This window comes from Streptomyces hebeiensis (genome assembly GCF_052983195.1).
In genome coordinates, this window is sequence record NZ_CM129812.1 from 3896040 (window position 1) to 3916850 (window position 20811).

The following is a 20811-nucleotide window of genomic DNA, read 5'->3' on the forward strand; positions in this document are numbered from 1 at the left end:
ACGCCGATGGCCCCGACACCCTGAGTGGGTGTCGGGGCCATCGGCGTTCGACAGGTCGCCGTCGGCGTCGGCGTCGGCCGTCAGCCGCCGACGCCGGCGAAGAAGCCGCCGCCAGGGCCGTTGTCTCCGTTGTCCCCGTTGTTTCCGCCGTTACCGTTCCCGCCGTTGCCGTTCTGGCCGCCGATGGTGGTGACCGTGACGGTGTCGCCCTTGTTGACCTCGGTGCCCGAACCAGGGTCGACGCTCACGACGAAGGCATTGGGATCGGTGGACGAGTTGGGACCGGGCGCGACATTGAGCCCCAGGCCCTGGAGCGCGCCCTGGACCTCGCCGAAGCGCTTGCCTGCCAGACCGTCGGGGATCCTGACCTTCTCCTGCTGCGGGCCCTTGGAGACGCTCAGCGTGACCTGGTCGCCCTTGGACACCTGGGTGCTGGGAGACGGGTCCTGCGCCGTGACGGTGCCCGCGGGCTGTTCGCCGTCCACGTCGTTCCGTACGACCGAGAGGCCGAGCCCTTCCAACTGGCTCTTGGCGGCGTCGAACTGGTTGCCCACCACCTGCGGAACCGGGAACTGCTCCGTCTTGGCGATCGACAGCGTGATCGTGGACTTCTGCTCGACCTTCGTGCCGCCCTCCGGATCCTGGCTGACCACGGTGCCCGGGTCCTCGTCGGACTCGATCTGCTTGGTCTCGACCTTGAATCCGTCGGACTTGAGTATGTCGGTGGCGCTGTCCACGTCCTTCTGGGTGACGTCGGGGACCTTGATCTGCGGCGCGCCGTCCGAGATGACGACCTGAAGCGTCTCGCCCTGCTTCATCGTGCCGCTCGCCGGGATCTGCGAGCAGATGGCGTCCTTGGGCTGGTCGCAGCGCTCCCGGCCGGACTCGGTGACCTTCACACTCGCGTTGGTGGCGAGTTGTTGTGCCTCTTCGAGCGTCTTGCCGACGAGCTGGGGGACCGGGACCTCACCGCTGTCCCCCTTGTCGGCGAAGACCGCCCTGCCGATCAGGATGGCGCCGATCAGTACCAGGACGCCCGCGACCACCAGCAGGATCGTGGAGGTGTTGGACTTCTTCGGGGCCTGCCGGCGCCTGCTCTGGCGGTCGTCGTAGCCGAAGCCGCCGTCGTCCGGGTTCACCGGGGGGAGCATCGAGGTCTGGCCGGCGGCGCCCGGGGCGGTCGCGGGCATCGCCGTCGTCGCCTGGTTGTCCCCCGCGTAGCCGGCGCCGTAGCCCACCGCTCCCATGGCGGCGGTCGCGGCGACGGGCTGTCCGTCGAGGCACGCCTCGATGTCGGCGCGCATCTCGTCGGCGGACTGGTAGCGGTAGTCCGGGTCCTTGACCAGGGCCTTCAGGACGATCGCGTCCATCTCGGGCGTGATCTCGGGGTCGAAGACGCTCGGCGGCTGCGGCTCCTCGCGTACGTGCTGGTACGCGACGGCGACCGGGGAGTCGCCGATGAAGGGGGGCCGGACCGCCAGCAGTTCGTACAGCAGACAGCCGGTGGAGTAGAGGTCGGACCGCGCGTCGACCTGCTCGCCCTTGGCCTGCTCCGGGGAGAGGTACTGGGCGGTGCCGATGACGGCCGAGGTCTGGGTCATCGTCATGCCGGAGTCGCCCATGGCGCGGGCGATGCCGAAGTCCATGACCTTGACCTGGCCGGTGCGCGTCAGCATGACGTTCGCCGGCTTGATGTCGCGGTGGACGATGCCGTTGCGGTGCGAGTACTCCAGCGCCTGGAGGATGCCGATGGTCATCTCCAGCGTGCGCTCGGGCAGCAGCCGGCGCCCGGAGTGCAACAGCTCCCGCAGGGTCGAGCCGTCGACGTGCTCCATCACGATGTACGGCAGGGAGACCCCGTCGAGGTAGTCCTCGCCCGTGTCGTACACGGCGACGATCGCGGGGTGGTTGAGCGAGGCGGCCGACTGGGCCTCTCGGCGGAACCGGGCCTGGAACGACGGATCGCGGGCCAGGTCGGCCCGCAGTGTCTTCACGGCGACGCTACGGCCGAGGCGGGTGTCGTGGGCGAGGTAGACCTCGGCCATGCCACCACGGCCGAGCACCGAGCCCAGCTCGTACCGGCCGCCGAGGCGACGCGGCTCTTCCATAACTGTTCCAGCCCTCTCCGTCGATCCCGACCGCACCCGTGTGTGGTCCGGCGGTGTGCTGCTCGCGCCTACGCTACCGGGCACGCCGTACCCGGTTGGCCCCTAACGGGCACCTGATACACGACCGGTATCGCAATGTGCAGATATGGATGTGAGCCGTGACCGGCGTCACTGCTTACCGTCGATGACCGCTTTCATGACGTCCTTCGCGATGGGAGCGGCGAGGCCGCCGCCTGAGATGTCGTCGCGGCTGGCGCTGCCGTCCTCGACCACGACCGCCACGGCCACGGGGGAGCCGCTGTCCGTCTTGGCGTACGAGATGAACCACGCGTACGGGTTCTGGTCGTTGTTCTCGCCGTGCTGCGCCGTACCGGTCTTGCCGCCGACGGTCACGTTCGGGATCTTCGCCTTGGTGCCCGTGCCCTTGTCGACGACGGTCTCCATGATGCTCTGGAGCATCTGGGCGTGCTCCTGGGACAGCGGCCGGCTCATCTCCTCCGGCTCGTTCTTCTCCAGGACGTCCAGGTTGGGGGCTTCCAGCCGGTCGACCATGTACGGCTTCATCAGCTTGCCGTCGTTGGCGACCGCGGAGGCGATCATGGCCATCTGGAGCGGGGTGGCGCGGGTGTCGAACTGGCCGATGGACGAGAGCGCGGTCTGCGACTCGTTGATGTCCTCGGGGAAGACGGACTTCTCGACGCGGACCGGGGTGTACTGCTCCTCGTTGAAGCCGAACTTCTTCGCGGTCTCCAGCATCTTGTCCTTGCCGAGGTCCGCGCCCAGCTTGCCGAAGACGGTGTTGCAGGACACGCGCAGCGCCTCGCGGAGGGTGGCGTTCTTGCAGGGCAGGTCGCCCTCGTTCGGCAACTCCTGGGTCGTCCCGGGCATGGTCCACGGCAGCGGGCTGTCGGTGGGCTCGTCGGGTCCGGAGACCTTGCCGTGCTCCAGGGCCGCGGCGGCGGTGAGCACCTTGAAGGTCGAGCCGGGCGGGTAGGTCTGGCGCAGGGCCCGGTTGAGCATCGGGTCGTCGGGGTTGTTCTTCTTGTCCAGCGCGACCCAGGCCTTCTCGTCCGCCTTGCTGTTGCCCGCGAACGTGGACGGGTCGTAGCTGGGGGTGGAGGCCAGCGCGAGGATCTTGCCGGTCTGCGGGTCGAGGGCGGCGACGGCGCCCTTCTTGTCACCGAGACCCTCGAAAGCGGCCTTCTGGGCGGCGCTGTTGAGGGTGGTGACGACGTTGCCGCCCTTCTCCTTCTTGCCCGTGAACATGCTCATGGTGCGGTCGAAGAAGAGCTTGTCGTCGTTGCCGGTGAGGATGCCGTCCTCGATCTTCTCGATCTGGTTGGCGTCGAACGCCTGGGAGGCGTAACCGGTGACGGGTGCCCACATGGGGCCGTCGGTGTAGGTGCGCTTGTAGACGAAGTCGGTGCCCTCGGTCCTGGCCGAGCCGGTGATCGGCTTGCCGTCGACGATGATGTTGCCGCGCTGGTGGCTGTAGCGCTCGATGAGGACACGGCGGTTGTACTTGTGCGAGTTGAGCTCGTCGGCACGGACGTACTGGAGCCAGTTGTCGCGGATCAGCAGGGCCATGACCAGCAGCCCGCAGAAGAGCGCGATACGTCGCAGGGGCTTGTTCACGGACGCACCACCTGGGTCATCTCGGCGTCGGGGGACGGGGCGGGGGCCGGCGCGGGGCGGCGGGCGGTGTCGCTGATACGGATCAGGACGCCGATCAGGGCCCAGTTCGCGAGCACCGAGGAGCCGCCGGCCGCGAGGAACGGCATGGTCATACCGGTCAGCGGGATGAGGCCCATCACGCCGCCCGCGACCACGAAGACCTGGATGGCGAAGGCCCCGGAGAGGCCGATGGCGAGCAGCTTGCCGAACGGGTCGCGGGCGGCGAGCGCCGTGCGGATACCGCGCTCGACGATCAGGCCGTAGATCAGCAGGACGGCCATGACGCCGGCGAGTCCGAGCTCCTCGCCCACGGTGGCGAGGATGAAGTCGGAGTTGGCGGCGAAGCCGATGAGGTCGGAGTTGCCCTGGCCGAGCCCGGTGCCCAGCGTGCCGCCGGAGCCGAACGCCATCAGGGACTTGGCGATCTGCTCGCTCGCCGCGATCTTTCCGTAGCCCTCGAACGGGTCGAGCCAGGCGGTGACGCGCTGCTGGACGTGCGGCTGGAAGGTGGCCACGCTGACGGCGCCGGCCGCGGACATCAGGAGGCCGAAGACGATCCAGCTGGTCCGTTCGGTGGCCACGTACAGCATGACGACGAACATGCCGAAGAAGAGCAGCGAGGTGCCGAGGTCGGTCTCGAAGACCAGGATCAGGATGGAGACGGCCCAGACGACCAGGATCGGCCCCAGGTCACGGCCGCGGGGCAGGTACAGGCCCATGAAGCGGCGGCTGGCGAGCGCCAGGGCGTCGCGTTTGACCATGAGATAGCCGGAGAAGAAGATCGCGATGATGATCTTCGCGAACTCACCCGGCTGGAGCGTGCCGAAGCCGGGGATCGTGATCCAGATCCTGGCCCCGAACCTGGCGGGGAAGAACATCGGCAGCACCAGCAGGAACATCGCCACGGCCATGGAGATGTAGGTGTAGCGCTGGAGGATGCGGTGGTCCTTGAGGAGGATCAGAACGGCCGCGAAGAAGGCGACGCCTATGGCGGAGAACATGAGCTGCTTGGTGGCCGCAGCGGGGATGTTGTCCAGCCGCGGTGACTGGTCCAGGCGCCAGATCAGCACCAGTCCGAGGCCGTTGAGCAGCGTCGACAGCGGCAGCAGCAGCGGATCGGCGTACCGGGCGAACTTGCGCACCACGAGGTGCCCGACGCCGGCGAGAAGGGCGACGCCGAGGCCGTAGCCCAGCATCCCGGTCGGCACCTCGCCGTCGAGCGCGAGGCCGACGTTCAGGTACGCGAACACCGGAATGATGACGGCGAAGGCGAGCAGCAGCAACTCGGTGTTGCGGCGGCTCGGTGCGTCGATCGCGCCGATGGTGGTCGTATTGGTGACAACGCTCATGGTGGTGGAAGGCCCCCTACGGTCGGCTCTACTGCTTCCCGCAGTTCGAGGCCACTTTCTGCTCCTCCTCCGAGAGGCTGGGGCCCGGATTGGGAGTCGCTTTCGGCTTGTTGTCGCTGTTCTTGGCGGGAGAACCGGTCGTCGGCGGGCTGCCGGCCGGGTTCTCAGCGGCTTCTTCGTCGGAGGGGACCGAACCGGCCGCGCTGTCGGCGGCCTTGCGGCGGAGCTCCTCCTTCTGGCAGGCCGACGCCTGCACGGCGAGCTCGTCGATCTTCTCCCGGCCGCCCGCGAGGCTGCCCTCGGCGATCGTCGCCTCGACCTGCTTGCGCTGGTACGGCGGCAGGTACTGGAGCTTGATCGCGGGGTGGTCCTTCTCGACTTTCGACAGCGAGAGCCACGCCAGGTCCTGGCTGATGCCCCGGTAGAGCGCCACGTGGTCCTCGTTGGCACCGACGTAGTACTGGTTCTGGGTCCAGCGGTAGCCGCCGTACAGACCGCCGCCCACGACGGCCAGCGCGAGCACGGTGTAGAACGATCTCTTGAGCCACTTGCGGCCGCCGCGCTGCTTGGTGAAGTCGTCGTCGCCGTACGCGCCGAAGGCGCCGTCCTGCGACATGGAGCCGTAGTCGGCGTCGTCGTCGCCGCTGCCGGGCGGGCCGAAGCCGCCGCCGGGCTGCTGGGGCACCCCGCGGCCGAGGCCGGCGGCGCGGCCGGCGGGCGTCTGCATCGCGGCGTTGTCGGTGGAGTTCAGCGGGAGCTGGTTCTCCGCGACGGCCCCGACGACGACCGGGGTGTCGTTGAGCTGGACCGACAGGGTGTCGCTCGAGTCGAGTTCCAGGACGTCGGCGACGATGCAGGTGATGTTGTCGGGGCCACCGCCGCGCAGAGCGAGCTGGATGAGCGCCTGGATGGTCTCCTGCGGGCCCTGGTAGCTGGCGAGGGCCTCTTCCATCGTCTGGTGCGAGACGACGCCGGAGAGCCCGTCGGAGCAGATCAGGTAGCGGTCGCCGGCCCGGACCTCGCGGATGGAGAGGTCGGGCTCGACGTGGTCGCCGCTGCCCAGCGCGCGCATCAGCAGGGAGCGCTGCGGGTGGGTGGTGGCCTCTTCCTCGGTGATCCGGCCCTCGTCGACCAGCCGCTGCACCCAGGTGTGGTCCTGCGTGATCTGGGTCAGCACCCCGTCGCGCAGCAGATAGGCGCGGGAGTCGCCGACGTGGACGAGGCCGAGCCGCTGCCCGGTCCACAGGAGCGCGGTGAGCGTCGTGCCCATGCCCTCCAGCTGGGGGTCCTCCTCGACCATCACCCGCAGCTGCTCGTTGGCGCGCTGCACCGCCGTACCGAGCGAGGTGAGGATGTCGGAGCCCGGTACGTCGTCGTCGAGCTGCACCAGGGTCGAGATCACCTCGGAGGAGGCGACCTCGCCGGCGGCCTGGCCGCCCATGCCGTCGGCGATCGCCAGCAGGCGGGGACCGGCGTAGCCGGAGTCCTCGTTCCCCTCGCGGATCATGCCCTTGTGCGATCCGGCGGCGAAACGCAGAGACAGACTCATGCGCACCTCGCCCGTCGGCTCGGGGTACAGCCGGTCTCGTGCCACACTGCCCACCCTCCGGTCGGGAGCCTGCCGCGGTCCGCGGTGGGGACCGTCGCGGCTCGCTCGCTCCGCTCGCTCATTGTCGTACTACTTCCGCAGCTCGATGACGGTCTTGCCGATGCGGATCGGAGCGCCCGGCGCGATCGGTGTCGGGCTGGTGAGCCGGGTCCGGTCGAGGTAGGTGCCGTTGGTGGACCCGAGGTCCTCGACGATCCACTGGCCGTCCCGGTCCGGGTAGATCCTGGCATGCCTGCTGGACGCGTAGTCGTCGTCCAGCACGATCGTCGAATCGTGGGCGCGGCCCAGGGTGATGGTCTGCCCCTGGAGGGCCACCGTGGTGCCGGTGAGGGAACCCTCGGAGACGACCAGCTTCGTGGGCGCGCCCCGGCGCTGCCGGCCCGGCTGCTGCTGGCGCTGCTGCGGCGGGGCGGCGGCCTGGCGGTTCTGCTGGGGGCGGGTGTCGGCCCCGCGGCGTGAGCCGCGCTGCGTGACGCGCGTTCCGAACAGATCGCTGCGGATGACCTGAACGGCCACGATGACGAACAGCCACAGGACGGCCAGGAAACCCAGCCTCATGACCGTCAGGGTCAGCTCTGACATTGCCCCCGCTTCACCCTTCGGCTTGCCGGTAAACGATGGTGGTGTTGCCCACGACGATCCGCGAGCCGTCGCGGAGCGTAGCGCGGGTGGTGTGCTGTCCGTCTACCACGATGCCGTTGGTGGACCCGAGATCCTGGATGGTCGGGGGCGTACCGGTCCGGATCTCGCAGTGCCGGCGGGAGACACCGGGGTCGTCGATCCGTACGTCGGCGTCCGTGCTGCGGCCCAGGACGAGCGTGGCGCGGGAGATCTGGTGACGGGTGCCGTTGATCTCGATCCAGCGGCGCACCTGGCTGTTCGGCAGGGCGCCGGCACCCGGGCCGCTCGGTCCGGCGGCCGGACCGCGGGCGCCGGGCGGCGGGCCGGCGGGCATGGGAGGCGCCGAGGCGGGCGGGTAGCCGTAGCCACCGGGGGCGGGCGAGGAGGGGCCCGGCCGGCCGCCGGGACCCTCGGGGGCGCCCCCGGGCGACTGCGACGTACTCGACGCCAGGGTGCGGCTGCGCACCCGGTACAGGCCCGTGTCGAGGTCGTCGGCCTTCTCCAGATGGACCTTGATGGGGCCCATGAAGGTGTAGCGCTGCTGCTTCGCGTAGTCGCGGACCAGCCCGGCCAGTTCGTCGCCGAGCTGGCCGGAATAGGGGCTGAGGCGCTCGTAGTCGGGCGTGCTCAGCTCCACGATGAAGTCATTGGGGACCACGGTCCGGTCGCGGTTCCAGATCGTTGCGTTGTTGTCGCATTCACGCTGGAGGGCACCCGCGATCTCGACGGGCTGGACCTCGGACTTGAACACCTTCGCGAAGGTGCCGTTGACCAAACCTTCGAGACGCTGTTCGAATCGCTTCATGACTCCCATGGGGCACCTCCTCCGTCGTTGCCGTCCTGGTACTGCTTACTGATCGTATCCACGCGCCGGGAAATCGGGTGGTTCCCCTTGTCTGCCCCGTCCATGAGTGTCACCTCTCACACGGGATCGTAGAGGCGGCCTCACGCCAGTGTCCCGCACCCCGGGGCATGCTCAGGCGGCACCGGGTCGGTGGAGGCCGATTCCCCGTTCCGTTTCCCCGGGCCCCGGAGAACGGATGTGAACGGACCCTCGGCGGCGTGCTAGTGTTCTGGATGTCGCCAGGGGCACACACCAGCAGGTGGGAGCACCGGACGACACACCCGATGCGCGGGTGGCGGAATAGGCAGACGCGCTGGATTCAGGTTCCAGTGCCCGAAAGGGCGTGGGGGTTCAACTCCCCCCTCGCGCACAGAGAAGAACCGATGAACGGGTCTTCACCGGAGACGGAAGTCTCGGTGGGGCCCGTTTTTCGTCGTACCCGTGAGTTGTGAGGTATTGCACGGGTCGGTTTCGGCCAGGTGCCGGAGGCCCGGTGCGGGCGGCCGTCGGGGGCTCGGCGGAGGGTTATCCACAGGCGGAGCCGGGGTGTCCTGGGCCAGGAGTACCGTCGTAGCCGGTTGATCTCGCGGTTGGCCCCATGGCTGCTCCCACGGCTGTTCCGAGGGCTGATCTCACGATTGATTCGACTGTTGGTCTCACGGGCCTCGCGCGAGGTACCGCGGCGCGAATACCGCGAATACGGGGGGAGGCGGCACGCCATGGGTCGTGTCGAGATCGAGGTCGGGGACGAGCCGGCGGCGGCGGGAAGGGCTCCGTCGGCCGGGGCAGGACGTATTCCGGTGGTGCCCGGGTTCGCCGCGCGCGCCGAGGGCGCGCGGGCCGCGAAGGAGCGGGGCAAGGCGCTGCGGGCGCGGGTGCCGCGGTCCGCGCACGGCGGCGTGGCGTTTCCGGCCGGGCGGCCCGACGCGGTGCGGGCGGTCGAGGAGTCGAGCCGGGGCCGGGTGGCCGAGCTGACGCCGATACGGGTGGGGCGCATGGCCGCCACACCGTTCGCCTTTCTGCGCGGCGCCGCCGGGCTGATGGCCCACGACCTGGCGGGCACCGCAGTCACGGGCGTGGGCGCGCAGATATGCGGTGACGCGCACGCGGCGAATTTCGGCCTCTACGGGGACGCGCGCGGCCGGCTCGTCATCGACCTCAACGATTTCGACGAGACGGTGGTCGGCCCCTGGGAGTGGGACGTCAAGCGGCTCGCGACCTCCCTGGTGCTCGCGGGCCGGGAGGCGGGCGCGGACGAGGACACCTGCCGCCGCGGCGCGTGCGACGCGGTCGGGTCGTACCGGCGCACGATGCGGCTGCTGGCGAAGCTGCCCGCGCTGGACGCGTGGAACGCGATCGCGGACGAGGGACTCGTCTCGCACGCCGACGCGCGCGATCTCGCCGGAACGCTGGAGCGGGTCGCGGCGAAGGCCCGGAGGAACACGAGCGCGCGGTTCGCCGCCAGGTCCACCGAGGCGGTGGCCGACGAGAGCGGTGGTGCGGCGGGGGCCGGTGGTGCGGCGGGTGATGCGGCCCGGGGCGGCGGCGCGGCGGGAAGTGGCGGGGGTGGTACGGGCGTGGTGCGGCGGCGTTTCGTCGACGCGCCGCCCGTCCTGCGCCGGGTGTCCGACGAGGAGGCCGCGGCGGTCGCCGCCTCGCTGGAGGGGTATCTGGGGACTCTGCCGGAGGACCGGCTGCCGCTGCTGGCGAGGTACGCGATCCAGGACGTGGCGTTCCGGGTGGTCGGCACGGGCAGCGTCGGGACGCGGTCGTACGTGGTGCTGCTGCTCGACCACCGGGGTGAGCCGTTGGTGCTCCAGGTGAAGGAGGCGCGGCCCTCCGTCCTGCTGCCCCACCTTCCGGCCGTCGGATTCGAGCCGCCGGAGGTGGCGCACGAGGGGCGCCGGGTGGTGCTGGGACAGAAGCGGATGCAGGTGGTGAGCGACAACCTGCTCGGCTGGACGACGGTCCACGGCCGGCCGTTCCAGGTACGGCAGTTCAGGAACCGCAAGGGGAGCGTGGACCCGGCGGCGCTGCCCGCGGACCAGATGGACGATTACGGGCGGATGACGGGCGCCCTGCTGGCCAGGGCGCACGCGCACAGCGTGGACCCGCGGCTGATCGCCGGGTACTGCGGCAAGAACGAGGAACTGGACGAGGCCGTGGGCGATTTCGCCGTGGCGTACGCGGACCGTACGGAGGCGGACCACGCGGCGCTGGTCGCGGCCGTCAGGAGCGGGCGGATCGCCGCCGAGACCGGCGTGTGACGGCGGGACGGGGGCCGGGGCGGTGGCGATCGCCCGTAGGCTGGGCGGGTGATGTACGACGCCCCTGGGGAGCCGACGATCCGTAACGACGACGAGCAGGACGTACGACAGGCCGTACGAGACGTGCGGGACATGCCCGGTGGAGACGTACGGGACATGCCCGGTGCGGCGGAAGCCACGGCGACGGCGGGTGTCGGCGCGGACCGGGCCGGCGGCGAGCGGATCGGTGGCGGGCAGGCCGGCGGCGCGGGGGAGTCGACGGATCGGGACGCCATCCCGCCGGCGGACGCGACGGACGCGATGGACGAGACGGGCTCCGAGCGGCCGGAGGCCCGGCTGGACAAGGCCGTGCGCGCGGCCGAGCAGGCGCTGATCGAGTTCGAGATCGCGGTGGAGACGTTCCGGATCGAGGTGGAGAACTTCTCCCGGCTGCACCACCAGAAGCTGGGCCCGATGTACTCCCGGCTGGACGAACTCGACGCGCTCATCGCCGAGGCACGGGCGGCCAGGACCGGGGATCCGGAGGACCTGCGCAAGGCGCGGGAGGCGCGGGCGATCGTGCAGCCGATGCCGGGGGTGGAGGAGCTGTTCCACGACTGGCTGGACTCCGACGGGCTGTCGCAGGAGGCGGCCGCGATGCTGACCGGCCAACCGGTGCGGCCGCCGCAGCGGGTGCGGCCGAGTGACGAGGTGCGCAAGCTCTACCGCGACCTGGTGCGCAAGGCGCACCCGGACCTGTCCCGCGACGAGGCGGAACGCGCCCGGCGCGAGGAGTTCATGACGCGGGTCAACGCCGCGTACGGCCGTGGGGACGGATCTCAGCTCACGGAGCTCGCCGAGGAGTGGGCGGCGGGGCCCGTGCCGGGTACGGACCGGCTGAGCGAGAGCGAGGAGCTCTACGCCCGGCTGGAGTGGCTGGCGCAGCGCAAGGAGATGCTGGCGCTGGTGGCCCGGGAGCTGGAGGAGAGCGCGATCGGCGCGATGCTCAGGATGGCACCTGACGACCCGGACCGGCTGCTTGAGGAGATCGCCGAGCAGTTGCTGGCCGAGGTCTCCGAGCGTGAGGCGGAACTGGCCAGGCTGGTGCAGTAGGTTTTTTCGAGCCCCGCGCGCCCGGAAGGCGGGCTGCCGGAGTCCGGCCATCGCGGTCCGGTCCACCGCCGGGTCCCGCTACTCGGGTTTCGCCGCCGAATCCGTACGAGAGAAGGAACCCCATGGATTTCGCCCCGCTGCCCGCAGTCGACGCCGCCGCGGTTCCGGCGGACGCTCTGGTGCTGGACGTCCGGGAGGACGACGAGTGGGCGGCCGGTCATGTGGAGGGGGCGCTGCACATTCCGATGAGTGACTTCGCCGCCCGCTTCCCGGAGGTGACCGAGGCCGTGGAAGGGGGCCGGCGGGCCTATGTGATGTGCCGGGTCGGCGGTCGCTCCGCCCAGGTCACCCAGTATCTGGTGCGGCAGGGGATCGACGCGGTGAACGTCGACGGCGGGATGCTCGCGTGGGACGGCGCCGGGCGTCCGATGGTCACGGACGACGGTGGCCCGGCTGCCGTCCTCTGACACGCCCGGTGCCCTCCCGTGGTGCTGCGCGTGTCGGGAGTGCTGTCGGTGGCGCGGGTGCTGTCCGTGGCGGGAGCGCTGCCGGTGGCGGGGCGTGGCTGCCCGCCCGTGACCGGCGGTGGCGTGCGGCGTCAGCGGTCGAAGTCCAGCTCCACCTCGGTCGTGGTCGGACGGGACTGACAGGCCAGGACATAGCCGGCTTCCGTCTCGTCCGGCTCCAGCGCGAAGTTCCGCTCCATCCGGACCGCACCGGAGACCAGGAACGCCCGGCAGGTTCCGCAGACCCCGCCCCTGCACGCGTACGGCGCGTCCGCGCGGGCCCGCTCCACCGTCTCCAGCAGCGACTCCCCCTCCCGGACCGGCCAGGTGCCGGAGCGGCCGTCCAGGGTCGCGGTGAGGGTGCTGTGGGCCGGGGCCCGTACCCGTACGGCGTCGGGCGGAGCGCCGGCGGTGCCGGCCGTTCCCTCGTCGATATGGAAGATCTCCTGGTGGACCCGGTCGCGGCGCACGCCGAGAGCGCGCAGGGCCCGTTCGGCGTCGGCGACCAGACCGAGCGGGCCACAGAGGAACCAGCCGTCCACGTCGGCCGTCGGGAGCAGGGCGGGCAGCAGCGCCGTCAGCCTGTTCCGGTCCAGCCGCCCCGACGGCAGCCCCGCCTGCCGCTCCTCTCGTGAGACCACGCTGACCAGCTGGAAGCGGTCCGGATAGCGGTCCTTGAGGTCGGCGACCTCGTCCAGGAACATCGTCGAGGCGACCGTACGGTCGCTCCGGACGAGGCAGAACCGGGCGGTGTCCTCGCGCGCCAGGAGCGTGGCCGCCATCGACAGCACGGGCGTGATCCCGCTGCCGCCCACGATCGCGGCGAAGCGTCCGGGGCGCGGCGTCAGCACGAAACGGCCGGTCGGCTCCATGACCTCGACCGTGTCGCCGACGGCCAGCTCCTTGAAGGCGAACGTGGAGAACTCGCCGCCCTCGATCAGCCGGATTCCCACCCGGAGCACCGGCTCGGGACCGGCCGGGGCGCAGATCGAGTACGTACGCCGGATCTCCCCGTCCGGGGCGGCGCGGCGCAGGGCGATGTGCTGGCCCGGGGTGTGCCGGAACGCTTCGCGCAGCTCGGGCGGTACGGCGAAGGTGACCGCGATCGCGTCGTCCGTGAGCGGCTCGACCTCACTGACCCGGAGCGGATGGAACATCTACAACTCCTTGAAGTGGTCGAAGGGTTCGCCGCACGCCGTGCAGCGGCGCAGCGCCTTGCAGGCGGTGGAGGAGAACCTGCTCAGGAGCTCCGTGCCGGCCGAGCCGCAGTGGGGGCAGCGGATCGAGAGCGTCAGGGGGACCGCGCCGTCCGTACCGCACGGGCGGGGCGGGGCGATGCCGGACTCCGCGAGCTTGCGGCGGCCCTCGGCGCTGATGTCGTCCGTCGACCAGGCCGGGGCGAGGACCGTGACGACGGTGACCTCCGGCACCCCGTGCTCGTGCAGCGCGCGCTCTATGTCCGAGGACATTGCCCCGATCGCGGGGCAGCCGGTGTACGTGGGGGTCAGCTCGACCCGGACCCGCCCGGCCCCCGAGACATGGACCGCGCGCAGCACTCCCAGCTCTTCCAGGGTGAGCACCGGCAGCTCGGGGTCGGGCACGCGGCCCGCGATCCGGCGCAGCTCGGCCTCCAGGGCCGTCGGGGCCTCGTCTTCGCGGCGACCGGTGCCGGTGACGGCCTCCGGGGCGGCCCCGGCCCCGGCCCCGGGACCGGACCCGGGACCGGACCGGACGGTGGACTCGACGGCGGGTCCGGTTCCGGTGCTCGGCTCGGTGACGGGATCCGCCCGGAGCCCGGACCTGGTCCCGGTTCCGGTCCGCCCGGCCCCCGGCTCGGTTCCGGTGCCGGTGCCTGTGCCGGTCACCATGACGCACCCGGGTGGCTGCGGTGCAGGTGCTGCATCTCGGCGAGCATCCGGCCGAACGGCTCGGTGTGCAGCCCTTGTCGGCCCGCGCCGGCCGTCCAGGCCCGGGAGCGCGGTCCGTCCGGCACGGTCAGCGTCGCCCTCTCCAGCACGGAGGCGACGGAATCGAGCCACCGCTCTTCCAGCGCCCGGAAGTCGACGGCGTCCAGCCCTTCGACCGGCTGGAACATCTCGGCGGTGAACGCCCACAGCGCCTCGCAGGCCCGCCGCATCCGCTCATGGCTCTCGGCCGTGCCGTCCCCGAGCCGTAGTGTCCAGTGCTCGGCGTGGTCCTGGTGGTAGGCGACCTCCTTGACGGCCTTGGCCGCGAGCGCGGTGAACTCGCTGTCGGACGAGGCGAGTCGCTCGTACAGGAACCGTTGGTAGGTGGAGAAGTAGAGCTGGCGGGCGATCGTGTGGGCGAAGTCGCCGCCCGGCTGCTCGACCAGGTGCAGGTTGCGGAAGGACCGTTCGTCGCGCAGATAGGCCAGCTCGTCCTCGTCACCGACGAGGGAGAGCAGGATCCGGGCCTGGCCGAGCAGATCCAGCGCGATGTTGGCGAGCGCGACCTCCTCCTCCAGCACCGGGGCCCGGCCCGCCCACTCCCCCAGCCGGTGCGAGAGCACCAGGGCGTCGTCACCGAGCGCCAGCGCCGCGCTGTGCCAGGGGGCGGTCACAGGTGCTTCACCCCCTCGGGGATCTCGTAGAACGTCGGGTGCCGGTACGGCTTGTCGGCGGCCGGGGCGAAGAACGGGTCCTTCTCGTCGGGTGAGGTGGCCGTGATCGCAGAGGACTCCACCACCCAGATCGACACGCCCTCGTTGCGCCGGGTGTACAGGTCCCGGGCGTTACGCAGCGCCATCTCCGCGTCCGGTGCGTGCAGACTTCCCGCGTGGGTGTGGGACAGCCCCCGGCGGGAGCGCACGAAGACCTCCCACAGCGGCCAGTCGCCCGAGTCGCTCATACCGCCGCCTCCACTTGCGTTCCCGTCTCTTCCGCCCGCGTCCCGGTCTCTTCCTCCGGCGGGTGGTCGCTCGGCCGGCCGGGGCGCGCACCGTGCTTCGTGGCGTACGCGGCCGCCGCCTCCCGGACCCAGGCCCCTTCCTCGTGAGCCCGGCGGCGCCGGTCGAGCCGCTGCTCGTTGCAGGGCCCGTTGCCCTTCAGCACCTGCTGGAACTCGCTCCAGTCGATCGGTCCGAAGTCGTACCGCCCCAGCTCCTCGTTCCAGCGGAGGTCCGGGTCCGGCAAGGTCAGACCGAGGGACTCGGCCTGGGGGACGCAGATGTCCACGAAGCGCCGGCGCAGCTCGTCGTTGGAATGGCGCTTGATCTTCCAGGCCATGGACTGCGCGGAGTGCGCCGACGCGTCGTCCGGCGGGCCGAACATCATCAGTGACGGCCACCACCAGCGGTTCACCGCGTCCTGCGCCATCTCGTGCTGGGCCGGGGTGCCCTTGCTCAGCGTCAGCAGCAGCTCGTACCCCTGGCGCTGGTGGAAGGACTCCTCCTTGCAGATCCTGACCATCGCCCGGGCGTACGGCCCGTACGAGCAGCGGCACAGCGGGACTTGGTTCGTGATCGCCGCGCCGTCCACCAGCCAGCCGATCGCGCCGACGTCCGCCCAGGTCAGCGTGGGGTAGTTGAAGATCGACGAATACTTCTGCCGACCCGTGTGCAGCTTGTCCAGCAGCTCCTCGCGGCTCGTCCCGAGGGTCTCCGCCGCGCTGTACAGATACAGGCCGTGGCCCGCCTCGTCCTGCACCTTGGCCATCAGGATCGCCTTGCGGCGCAGCGAGGGGGCGCGCGTGATCCAGTTCGCCTCCGGCTGCATGCCGATGATCTCGGAATGGGCATGCTGCGCCATCTGCCGGACCAGCGAGGCGCGGTACGCCTCCGGCATCCAGTCGCGCGGCTCGATGCGCTCGTCAGCGGCCACGGCGGCGTCGAACGCTGCCTGGAACGCCTCCACCGTCGTCATCCGGGACCCCCTGTCCACCGACCGATCGTTCGGTTCGTCGGCTTCAATGGTGTGGCGGCGGACCGTAGGGTGTCAACCCTGTGGATAACTGACGGGCTACCGGCGGGGATCGGGACGGCATGGATACGTACGACCACCAGGGCGGGAGCGCCGGGGTGCCGCCCGGCGTCGGCATAGCCGGTCTCTCACGCCGTGGCCAGGCGGTGGCAGCCGTCGCGCTCGCGGCCGTCGGGGTAGTGGCCTGTGTGCACCTGGGGATGGTGTTCCTGCACGTCGCCCCGTCGAACACGGCCAGCAAGCAGTACGACGAGGCCGTCGACGACTGGGTCTATCCCGAGTTCGAGCAGAACTGGAAGCTCTTCGCGCCCAACCCCGTCCAGTCGAACATCGCGGTCCAGGCGCGTGCCGAGGTCGCGGACTCCGACGGAGCGCTGCGGACCACCGGCTGGATCGACCTCTCGGCCGAGGACGGCGCGGCGATCCAGGGCAGTCTGCTGCCCAGCCATGCCAACCAGAACGCCCTGCGCCGGGGCTGGGACTTCTACATCGGCTCGCACGACGAGGAGGAACGGCCCAACGGCCTGCGCGGGCGGCTCTCGGAGAGCTACGTTCGCCGCATGGTGCTGTTGCGTCTGGCGGACCGCGAGCTGGGCGGGCGGCCGGCGAGGGTGCAGATCAGGTCCGTCACGACCGCCGTCGCCCCGCCTCCCTGGAGCGACGAGAAGGCGCGGACGCGGCCGTACTACCGGACCTTGTCCTGGTGGACGGTGACGTCGGCGGATCTCCCCGAGGGGGCCCGTGACGGCCGTGCGGAGGGAAGCCGCGAGTGAGCGAGCACGTCACGCCGGGCCCCGGCCCGGTGCCAGCCCCCCGCCTCTCGGACGTGAACCCGCCCGGATCCGGCTCCCCGGATCCCCACCCGTCCGCGCCGTTCCCGTCCCCGTCCGTTCCGCCTCCGTCGCTCACGAGCCTGGGGGCCACCGGCCGCCGGCGGGCGGCGCACGCCCTCCAGCGCGTCACGGCCACCGCCCTCGGGCCGTACCAGAGCGCCGTCCTCCGTATCGGCTTCGCCGGTACCTGGCTGCTGTTCCTGCTGCGTGAGGTGCCTCACCGCGGGGAGCTGTACGGGCCGGACGGTCCGTGGAGCTGGGACATGGCGCGGCAGCTGATCGCGCGGAACCACGCCTTCACCGCGCTCATGTGGTCGGACAGCGCGGTCTGGTTCGAGGCGGTGTTCGCCGTGGCCGTGCTGTCCAGCGCGCTGCTGATGCTCGGCTGGCGCACCCGCACGATGTCCGTGATCTTCATGCTCGGGGTGTTGTCGCTCCAGAACCGCAGCATCTTCGTGGGCGACGGCGGGGACAACGTCGTCCATCTGATGGCGATCTATCTCGTGCTGACGCGCTGCGGCCGGGTGTGGTCGCTGGACGCCCGGCGCGCCGCCACCGCCGCGCGGGCCGCCACCGCTCCCGTACGGGACCGGGTCGGACCGGTCCTCTGGGGCGTCATGGCCGTTCCCCTCCTCGTCGGTACGGTGACCGACGGGGTGACCGTCGAGGTGTGGCTGCTCGTTCTGTGCTGGGGCATGTGGGCCGCGCAGGGGCTGTGGTGGCTCGCGAACCGCCGGGGCCCGACGGGCGAGGCACGCGCCCTGCTGGACGTGCTCGCCAACATCCTGCACAACGGCGCGCTCCTCGTGATCATGGCCGAGGTCTGCCTGATCTACGCCACGGCCGGCTGGTACAAGATCCAGGGCTCCCGCTGGCAGGACGGCACCGCCCTGTACTACCCGCTGAAGCTGGACTACTTCTCCCCGTGGCCCGGCCTCTCCGATCTCCTGGCGGCCAACGGCATCGTGGTGCTGCTGCTGACCTACGGCACGGTCGCGGTGCAGGTGGCCTTCCCCTTCGCGCTCCTGAACCGGCGGGTCAAGAACGTGCTGCTCGTCGTCATGATGCTGGAGCACCTGGGCATCGCCGTCCTGCTCGGACTGCCCTTCTTCTCTCTCGCCATGATCACGGCGGACGCGGTGTTCCTGCCCACGGGCTTCCTGCTGTGGCTCGGCGGCCGGGTCGCGGCCCGGCCGTGGCGGCCGGTACCGAAGAGCGGAGGGGCACCGGCGCCACGGGTCCCCGTACCCTCGTCGGGTGAGCAGTGAGAGACCAGCGGTGGCCGGTGTGGCCGGGCCGGCGGGCGCGGCCGACGAGACCGGGCCGGCCGGTGACACCAGTGAGATCGGCGCGACCGGCACCACCGTGACCCGGGCGCGGAAGACGGTGCGGACCGGGATCGCGGAGCCGACGCAGTACGACGAGGGCTTCACCCCCGAGGTCGGCGTCGGCCCGCACCCGGGGCCCTGGCCCGAGGACGAGCGGTACGACCCGGAACTGCTGGCGCACGGCGACCGGCGCAATGTCGTCGACCGCTACCGGTACTGGACGCGCGAGGCGGTCGTCGCGGACCTGGACACCCGGCGGCACGACTTCCATGTGGCGGTGGAGAACTGGAGCCATGACTTCAACATCGGCTCGGTCGTCCGGACCGCCAACGCCTTCCTCGCCAAGGAGATCCACATCGTCGGCAGACGGCGCTGGAACCGGCGCGGTGCGATGGTCACCGACCGGTACCAGCAGGTACGCCACCACTCCGGCACCGCCGAGCTGACGGCCTGGGCGGCGGCGGAAGGGCTGCCGATCATCGGTATCGACAACCTGCCGGGCGCCGTGGCCCTCGAACGCACCGAGCTGCCGCGCCGGTGTGTGCTGCTCTTCGGGCAGGAGGGCCCGGGGCTCACCGAGGAGGCGCGCGAGCACGCCTCGATGGTCTGCTCGATCGCCCAGTTCGGCTCGACCCGCTCGATCAACGCGGGCGCGGCGGCGGCGATCGCGATGCACGCCTGGGTGCAGCGATACGCCGACATCCCCGAGCCACCGTCCCTCTGACCGCCACCGTCCCTCTGACCGCCACCGGCGTTCCGACCGCCACCGGCCGTCCGGCCGGGCACCGGGACCTGCTCCCGTTCCGGTGCCCTCCGTTCGTGCGGCCTCATTCCGGGCGGCGGACCTCCACCATCCGGAAGCGGTTCGCCACGAACGCCGCGTCGCACAGGGCCGAGTTCGCCGCCGGGTTGCCGCCGGTGCCGTGGAAGTCGGAGAACGCCGCCGTCTGGTTCACATACACCCCGCCCGTCAGATTCAGCGAGAGCTGCGCGGACTCTTCCAGACAGACCTCCTCGAGCGCGCGCTCCGTCTCCGGCGAGGTCGTGTACGCGCCGACGGTCATCGCCCCTTTCTCCCGGATCGTCCGCCGCAGCAGGTCGAGCGCGTCCCGTGTCGAGTCCACCGCGACCGCGAAGGACACCGGACCGAAGCACTCGGAGAGATAGGGCACCTCCGCGCCGCCTCCGGTCCCCTCGCCCTCCCCGGACTTCTCCCAGACCTTACGGGCACCGTCCGCCTTCACCAGCGCGGGCGTGCGGACCACGGCATCGGGGAAATCCGGGTGGGTGATCTCACGGGAGGCGAGAGCCACGTCCCCGAAGTCGGCCGCGCCCTCCAGCCGGGCCTTCACGTCCGGATTGACCAGCGCCCCCAGCAGCCCGTTCGCCCGGGCGTCGTCCCCCAGCAGCCCGTCCACCGCGGCCGCGAGATCGGCCACGACCTCGTCGTAGGACTTCTCCCCGACGTCCGTCGTGATGCCGTCCCGGGGGATCAGCAGGTTCTGCGGGGTCGTACACATCTGGCCGCTGTAGAGGGACAGGGAGAAGGCGAGATTGGCGAGCATCCCCTTGTAGTCGTCGGTGGAATCGACGACCACCGTGTTGACGCCGGCCTTCTCCGTGTGGACCACGGCCTGGCGGGCGTGCGTCTCCAGCCAGTCGCCGAAGGCGGTGGACCCGGTGTAGTCGACGATCCTGACCTCCGGCCGCAGCGCCAGCGAGGCGGCGATCCCCTCGCCCGGCCGCTCCACGGCCAGCGCGACCAGGTTGGGGTCGAAGCCGGCCTCCGCCAGCGCCTCACGGGCCGCCCGGACCGTCATGGCCAGCGGCAGCACGGCCCGCGGGTGCGGCTTGACCAGCACCGCGTTACCCGTGGCCAGCGAGGCGAACAGGCCCGGGTATCCGTTCCACGTCGGGAACGTGTTGCAGCCGATCAGCAGGGAGACACCGCGCGGCGCGGCGATGAAGGATTTCCGCAGCCGCAGCGGATCGCGCTTGCCCTGCGGCTTGGACCAGTCGGCGGCGCCGGGCGTACGGGTCTGCTCCGCGTACGCGTAGGCCACCGCCTCCAGGCCGCGGTCCTGGGCGTGCGGGCCGCCCGCCTGGAACGCCATCATGAACGCCTGCCCGCTCGTGTGCATCACCGCGTGCGCGAACTCGTGCGTGCGGGCGCTGATCCGGGCCAGGATCTCCAGGCAGACCAGCGCCCGGGTCTCGGGTCCCGCGTCACGCCAGGCGGCCATGCCCGCACGCATCGCGGGGAGCAGGACGTCCGGGTCCGCGTGGGGGTACTCGATCTCCAGCGCCGGGCCGTACGGCGAGACCTCGCCGCCCGTCCAGCCGTCCGTACCCGGCTGGTCCAGCTCGAAGCGGGTCCCGCGCAGGGCCTGGAAGGCGGCGAGCCCGTCCGCCGGCGCGCTCTCCCCGTACGCCTTCGGGTGTTCGGGGTGCGGTGACCAGTAGGCGCGGGTGCGGATCGTCTCCAGCGCGCGGTCGAGCGTGGGCCGGTGCTTCTCGGAGAGCTGCTGGGGGCTGAGCCGGGCGGTCATGAGGGACCAACTCCTCGTCGAGCTGGGGCTGGGACAGGGACGAAGACATCTACGGGCCGACAGAGTTAGAGTAACCGAACGATCGGTCGGGAC

18 protein-coding genes and 1 tRNA gene are annotated in these 20811 nt (G+C 71.1%); 7 read left to right on the top strand and 12 right to left on the bottom strand.

Going from position 1 to position 20811, the window contains the following annotated elements:
* Positions 1-80 precede the first annotated feature (80 nt).
* From pknB to ACU6P3_RS17005, 6 genes are all read right to left on the bottom strand, one after another.
* Positions 81-2108: a Stk1 family PASTA domain-containing Ser/Thr kinase gene (gene pknB, locus ACU6P3_RS16980; RefSeq protein ID WP_447193060.1), complete on the bottom strand. Its 2028-nt coding sequence runs from the start codon at positions 2106-2108 to the stop codon at positions 81-83.
* Between the two features lie 168 nt (positions 2109-2276).
* Complete coding sequence (locus tag ACU6P3_RS16985; protein WP_030744261.1) at positions 2277-3743, bottom strand: peptidoglycan D,D-transpeptidase FtsI family protein; 1467 nt, start codon at positions 3741-3743, stop codon at positions 2277-2279.
* Positions 3740-5131: an FtsW/RodA/SpoVE family cell cycle protein gene (locus ACU6P3_RS16990; protein WP_447193061.1), complete on the bottom strand. Its 1392-nt coding sequence runs from the start codon at positions 5129-5131 to the stop codon at positions 3740-3742. Before ACU6P3_RS16990 ends, ACU6P3_RS16985 begins: the two co-directional genes overlap by 4 nt.
* Before the next feature lie 28 nt (positions 5132-5159).
* On the bottom strand, positions 5160-6725 hold the full coding sequence (locus ACU6P3_RS16995; RefSeq protein WP_447193062.1) for a Stp1/IreP family PP2C-type Ser/Thr phosphatase: 1566 nt from the start codon (positions 6723-6725) through the stop codon (positions 5160-5162).
* Positions 6726-6809: 84 nt separating this feature from the next.
* Positions 6810-7322, bottom strand: coding sequence for an FHA domain-containing protein FhaB/FipA (locus ACU6P3_RS17000; RefSeq protein WP_447193063.1), 513 nt, complete (start codon positions 7320-7322; stop codon positions 6810-6812).
* A gap of 10 nt (positions 7323-7332) precedes the next feature.
* Entirely contained in the window at positions 7333-8175 is an 843-nt protein-coding gene (locus tag ACU6P3_RS17005) for an FHA domain-containing protein (RefSeq protein WP_030744253.1), read from the bottom strand.
* A 316-nt stretch (positions 8176-8491) separates the two neighbouring features.
* On the opposite strand from ACU6P3_RS17005, the gene ACU6P3_RS17010 reads away from it, so the two are divergent.
* The 4 genes from ACU6P3_RS17010 (at position 8492) to ACU6P3_RS17025 (ending at position 12031) form a co-directional block, all read left to right on the top strand.
* Positions 8492-8575: transfer RNA gene (locus ACU6P3_RS17010), tRNA-Leu, on the top strand.
* Between the two features lie 349 nt (positions 8576-8924).
* A complete protein-coding gene (locus ACU6P3_RS17015) occupies positions 8925-10472 on the top strand; it encodes a DUF2252 domain-containing protein (RefSeq protein WP_447193064.1) in 1548 nt (515 codons plus the stop codon).
* A gap of 48 nt (positions 10473-10520) precedes the next feature.
* Positions 10521-11564 carry a J domain-containing protein gene (locus tag ACU6P3_RS17020; protein ID WP_447193065.1) on the top strand — a complete coding sequence of 348 codons (1044 nt, stop codon included), beginning with the start codon at positions 10521-10523 and terminating at the stop codon, positions 11562-11564.
* A 122-nt stretch (positions 11565-11686) separates the two neighbouring features.
* Positions 11687-12031: a rhodanese-like domain-containing protein gene (locus tag ACU6P3_RS17025; RefSeq protein WP_344269169.1), complete on the top strand. Its 345-nt coding sequence runs from the start codon at positions 11687-11689 to the stop codon at positions 12029-12031.
* 131 nt (positions 12032-12162) lie between these two features.
* Here ACU6P3_RS17025 and ACU6P3_RS17030 read toward each other — a convergent pair whose 3' ends face one another.
* From ACU6P3_RS17030 to paaA, 5 genes are all read right to left on the bottom strand, one after another.
* Positions 12163-13227, bottom strand: coding sequence for a 2Fe-2S iron-sulfur cluster-binding protein (locus ACU6P3_RS17030; RefSeq protein WP_447193066.1), 1065 nt, complete (start codon positions 13225-13227; stop codon positions 12163-12165).
* Positions 13228-13704 (bottom strand): 1,2-phenylacetyl-CoA epoxidase subunit PaaD, encoded by a 477-nt coding sequence (gene paaD, locus ACU6P3_RS17035; protein WP_447197926.1) that lies wholly within the window; start codon positions 13702-13704, stop codon positions 13228-13230. It abuts the gene before it with no gap.
* Positions 13705-13931: 227 nt separating this feature from the next.
* Positions 13932-14651 carry a 1,2-phenylacetyl-CoA epoxidase subunit PaaC gene (paaC, locus tag ACU6P3_RS17040; protein WP_447193067.1) on the bottom strand — a complete coding sequence of 240 codons (720 nt, stop codon included), beginning with the start codon at positions 14649-14651 and terminating at the stop codon, positions 13932-13934.
* Positions 14648-14938, bottom strand: a complete 291-nt coding sequence (gene paaB, locus ACU6P3_RS17045; protein WP_447193068.1) for a 1,2-phenylacetyl-CoA epoxidase subunit PaaB — start codon at positions 14936-14938, stop codon at positions 14648-14650. The genes paaC and paaB overlap by 4 nt, the downstream gene beginning before the upstream one ends.
* Positions 14935-15951, bottom strand: a complete 1017-nt coding sequence (gene paaA / locus ACU6P3_RS17050) for a 1,2-phenylacetyl-CoA epoxidase subunit PaaA (RefSeq protein ID WP_447193069.1) — start codon at positions 15949-15951, stop codon at positions 14935-14937. Before paaA ends, paaB begins: the two co-directional genes overlap by 4 nt.
* Before the next feature lie 119 nt (positions 15952-16070).
* On the opposite strand from paaA, the gene ACU6P3_RS17055 reads away from it, so the two are divergent.
* From ACU6P3_RS17055 to ACU6P3_RS17065, 3 genes are all read left to right on the top strand, one after another.
* Complete coding sequence (locus tag ACU6P3_RS17055) at positions 16071-16781, top strand: DUF5819 family protein (protein WP_447193070.1); 711 nt, start codon at positions 16071-16073, stop codon at positions 16779-16781.
* A complete protein-coding gene (locus ACU6P3_RS17060) occupies positions 16778-18109 on the top strand; it encodes an HTTM domain-containing protein (RefSeq protein WP_447193071.1) in 1332 nt (443 codons plus the stop codon). The genes ACU6P3_RS17055 and ACU6P3_RS17060 overlap by 4 nt, the downstream gene beginning before the upstream one ends.
* A 97-nt stretch (positions 18110-18206) precedes the next feature.
* Complete coding sequence (locus ACU6P3_RS17065; protein WP_447197927.1) at positions 18207-18893, top strand: TrmH family RNA methyltransferase; 687 nt, start codon at positions 18207-18209, stop codon at positions 18891-18893.
* Between the two features lie 103 nt (positions 18894-18996).
* On the opposite strand, the gene paaN is transcribed toward ACU6P3_RS17065, so the two are convergent.
* Positions 18997-20718 carry a phenylacetic acid degradation protein PaaN gene (paaN, locus tag ACU6P3_RS17070; RefSeq protein ID WP_447193072.1) on the bottom strand — a complete coding sequence of 574 codons (1722 nt, stop codon included), beginning with the start codon at positions 20716-20718 and terminating at the stop codon, positions 18997-18999.
* Between the last annotated feature and the right edge of the window lie 93 nt (positions 20719-20811).

Coding starts and splice junctions, on each gene's coding strand:
- pknB (WP_447193060.1), bottom strand. CDS start 2,108: ATGGAAGAGCCGCGTCGCCTCGGCGGCCGGTACGAGCTGGGCTCGGTG.
- ACU6P3_RS16990 (WP_447193061.1), bottom strand. CDS start 5,131: ATGAGCGTTGTCACCAATACGACCACCATCGGCGCGATCGACGCACCG.
- ACU6P3_RS17000 (WP_447193063.1), bottom strand. CDS start 7,322: ATGTCAGAGCTGACCCTGACGGTCATGAGGCTGGGTTTCCTGGCCGTC.
- ACU6P3_RS17005 (WP_030744253.1), bottom strand. CDS start 8,175: ATGGGAGTCATGAAGCGATTCGAACAGCGTCTCGAAGGTTTGGTCAAC.
- ACU6P3_RS17015 (WP_447193064.1), top strand. CDS start 8,925: ATGGGTCGTGTCGAGATCGAGGTCGGGGACGAGCCGGCGGCGGCGGGA.
- ACU6P3_RS17025 (WP_344269169.1), top strand. CDS start 11,687: ATGGATTTCGCCCCGCTGCCCGCAGTCGACGCCGCCGCGGTTCCGGCG.
- ACU6P3_RS17030 (WP_447193066.1), bottom strand. CDS start 13,227: ATGTTCCATCCGCTCCGGGTCAGTGAGGTCGAGCCGCTCACGGACGAC.
- paaB (WP_447193068.1), bottom strand. CDS start 14,938: ATGAGCGACTCGGGCGACTGGCCGCTGTGGGAGGTCTTCGTGCGCTCC.
- paaA (WP_447193069.1), bottom strand. CDS start 15,951: ATGACGACGGTGGAGGCGTTCCAGGCAGCGTTCGACGCCGCCGTGGCC.
- ACU6P3_RS17055 (WP_447193070.1), top strand. CDS start 16,071: ATGGATACGTACGACCACCAGGGCGGGAGCGCCGGGGTGCCGCCCGGC.
- paaN (WP_447193072.1), bottom strand. CDS start 20,718: ATGACCGCCCGGCTCAGCCCCCAGCAGCTCTCCGAGAAGCACCGGCCC.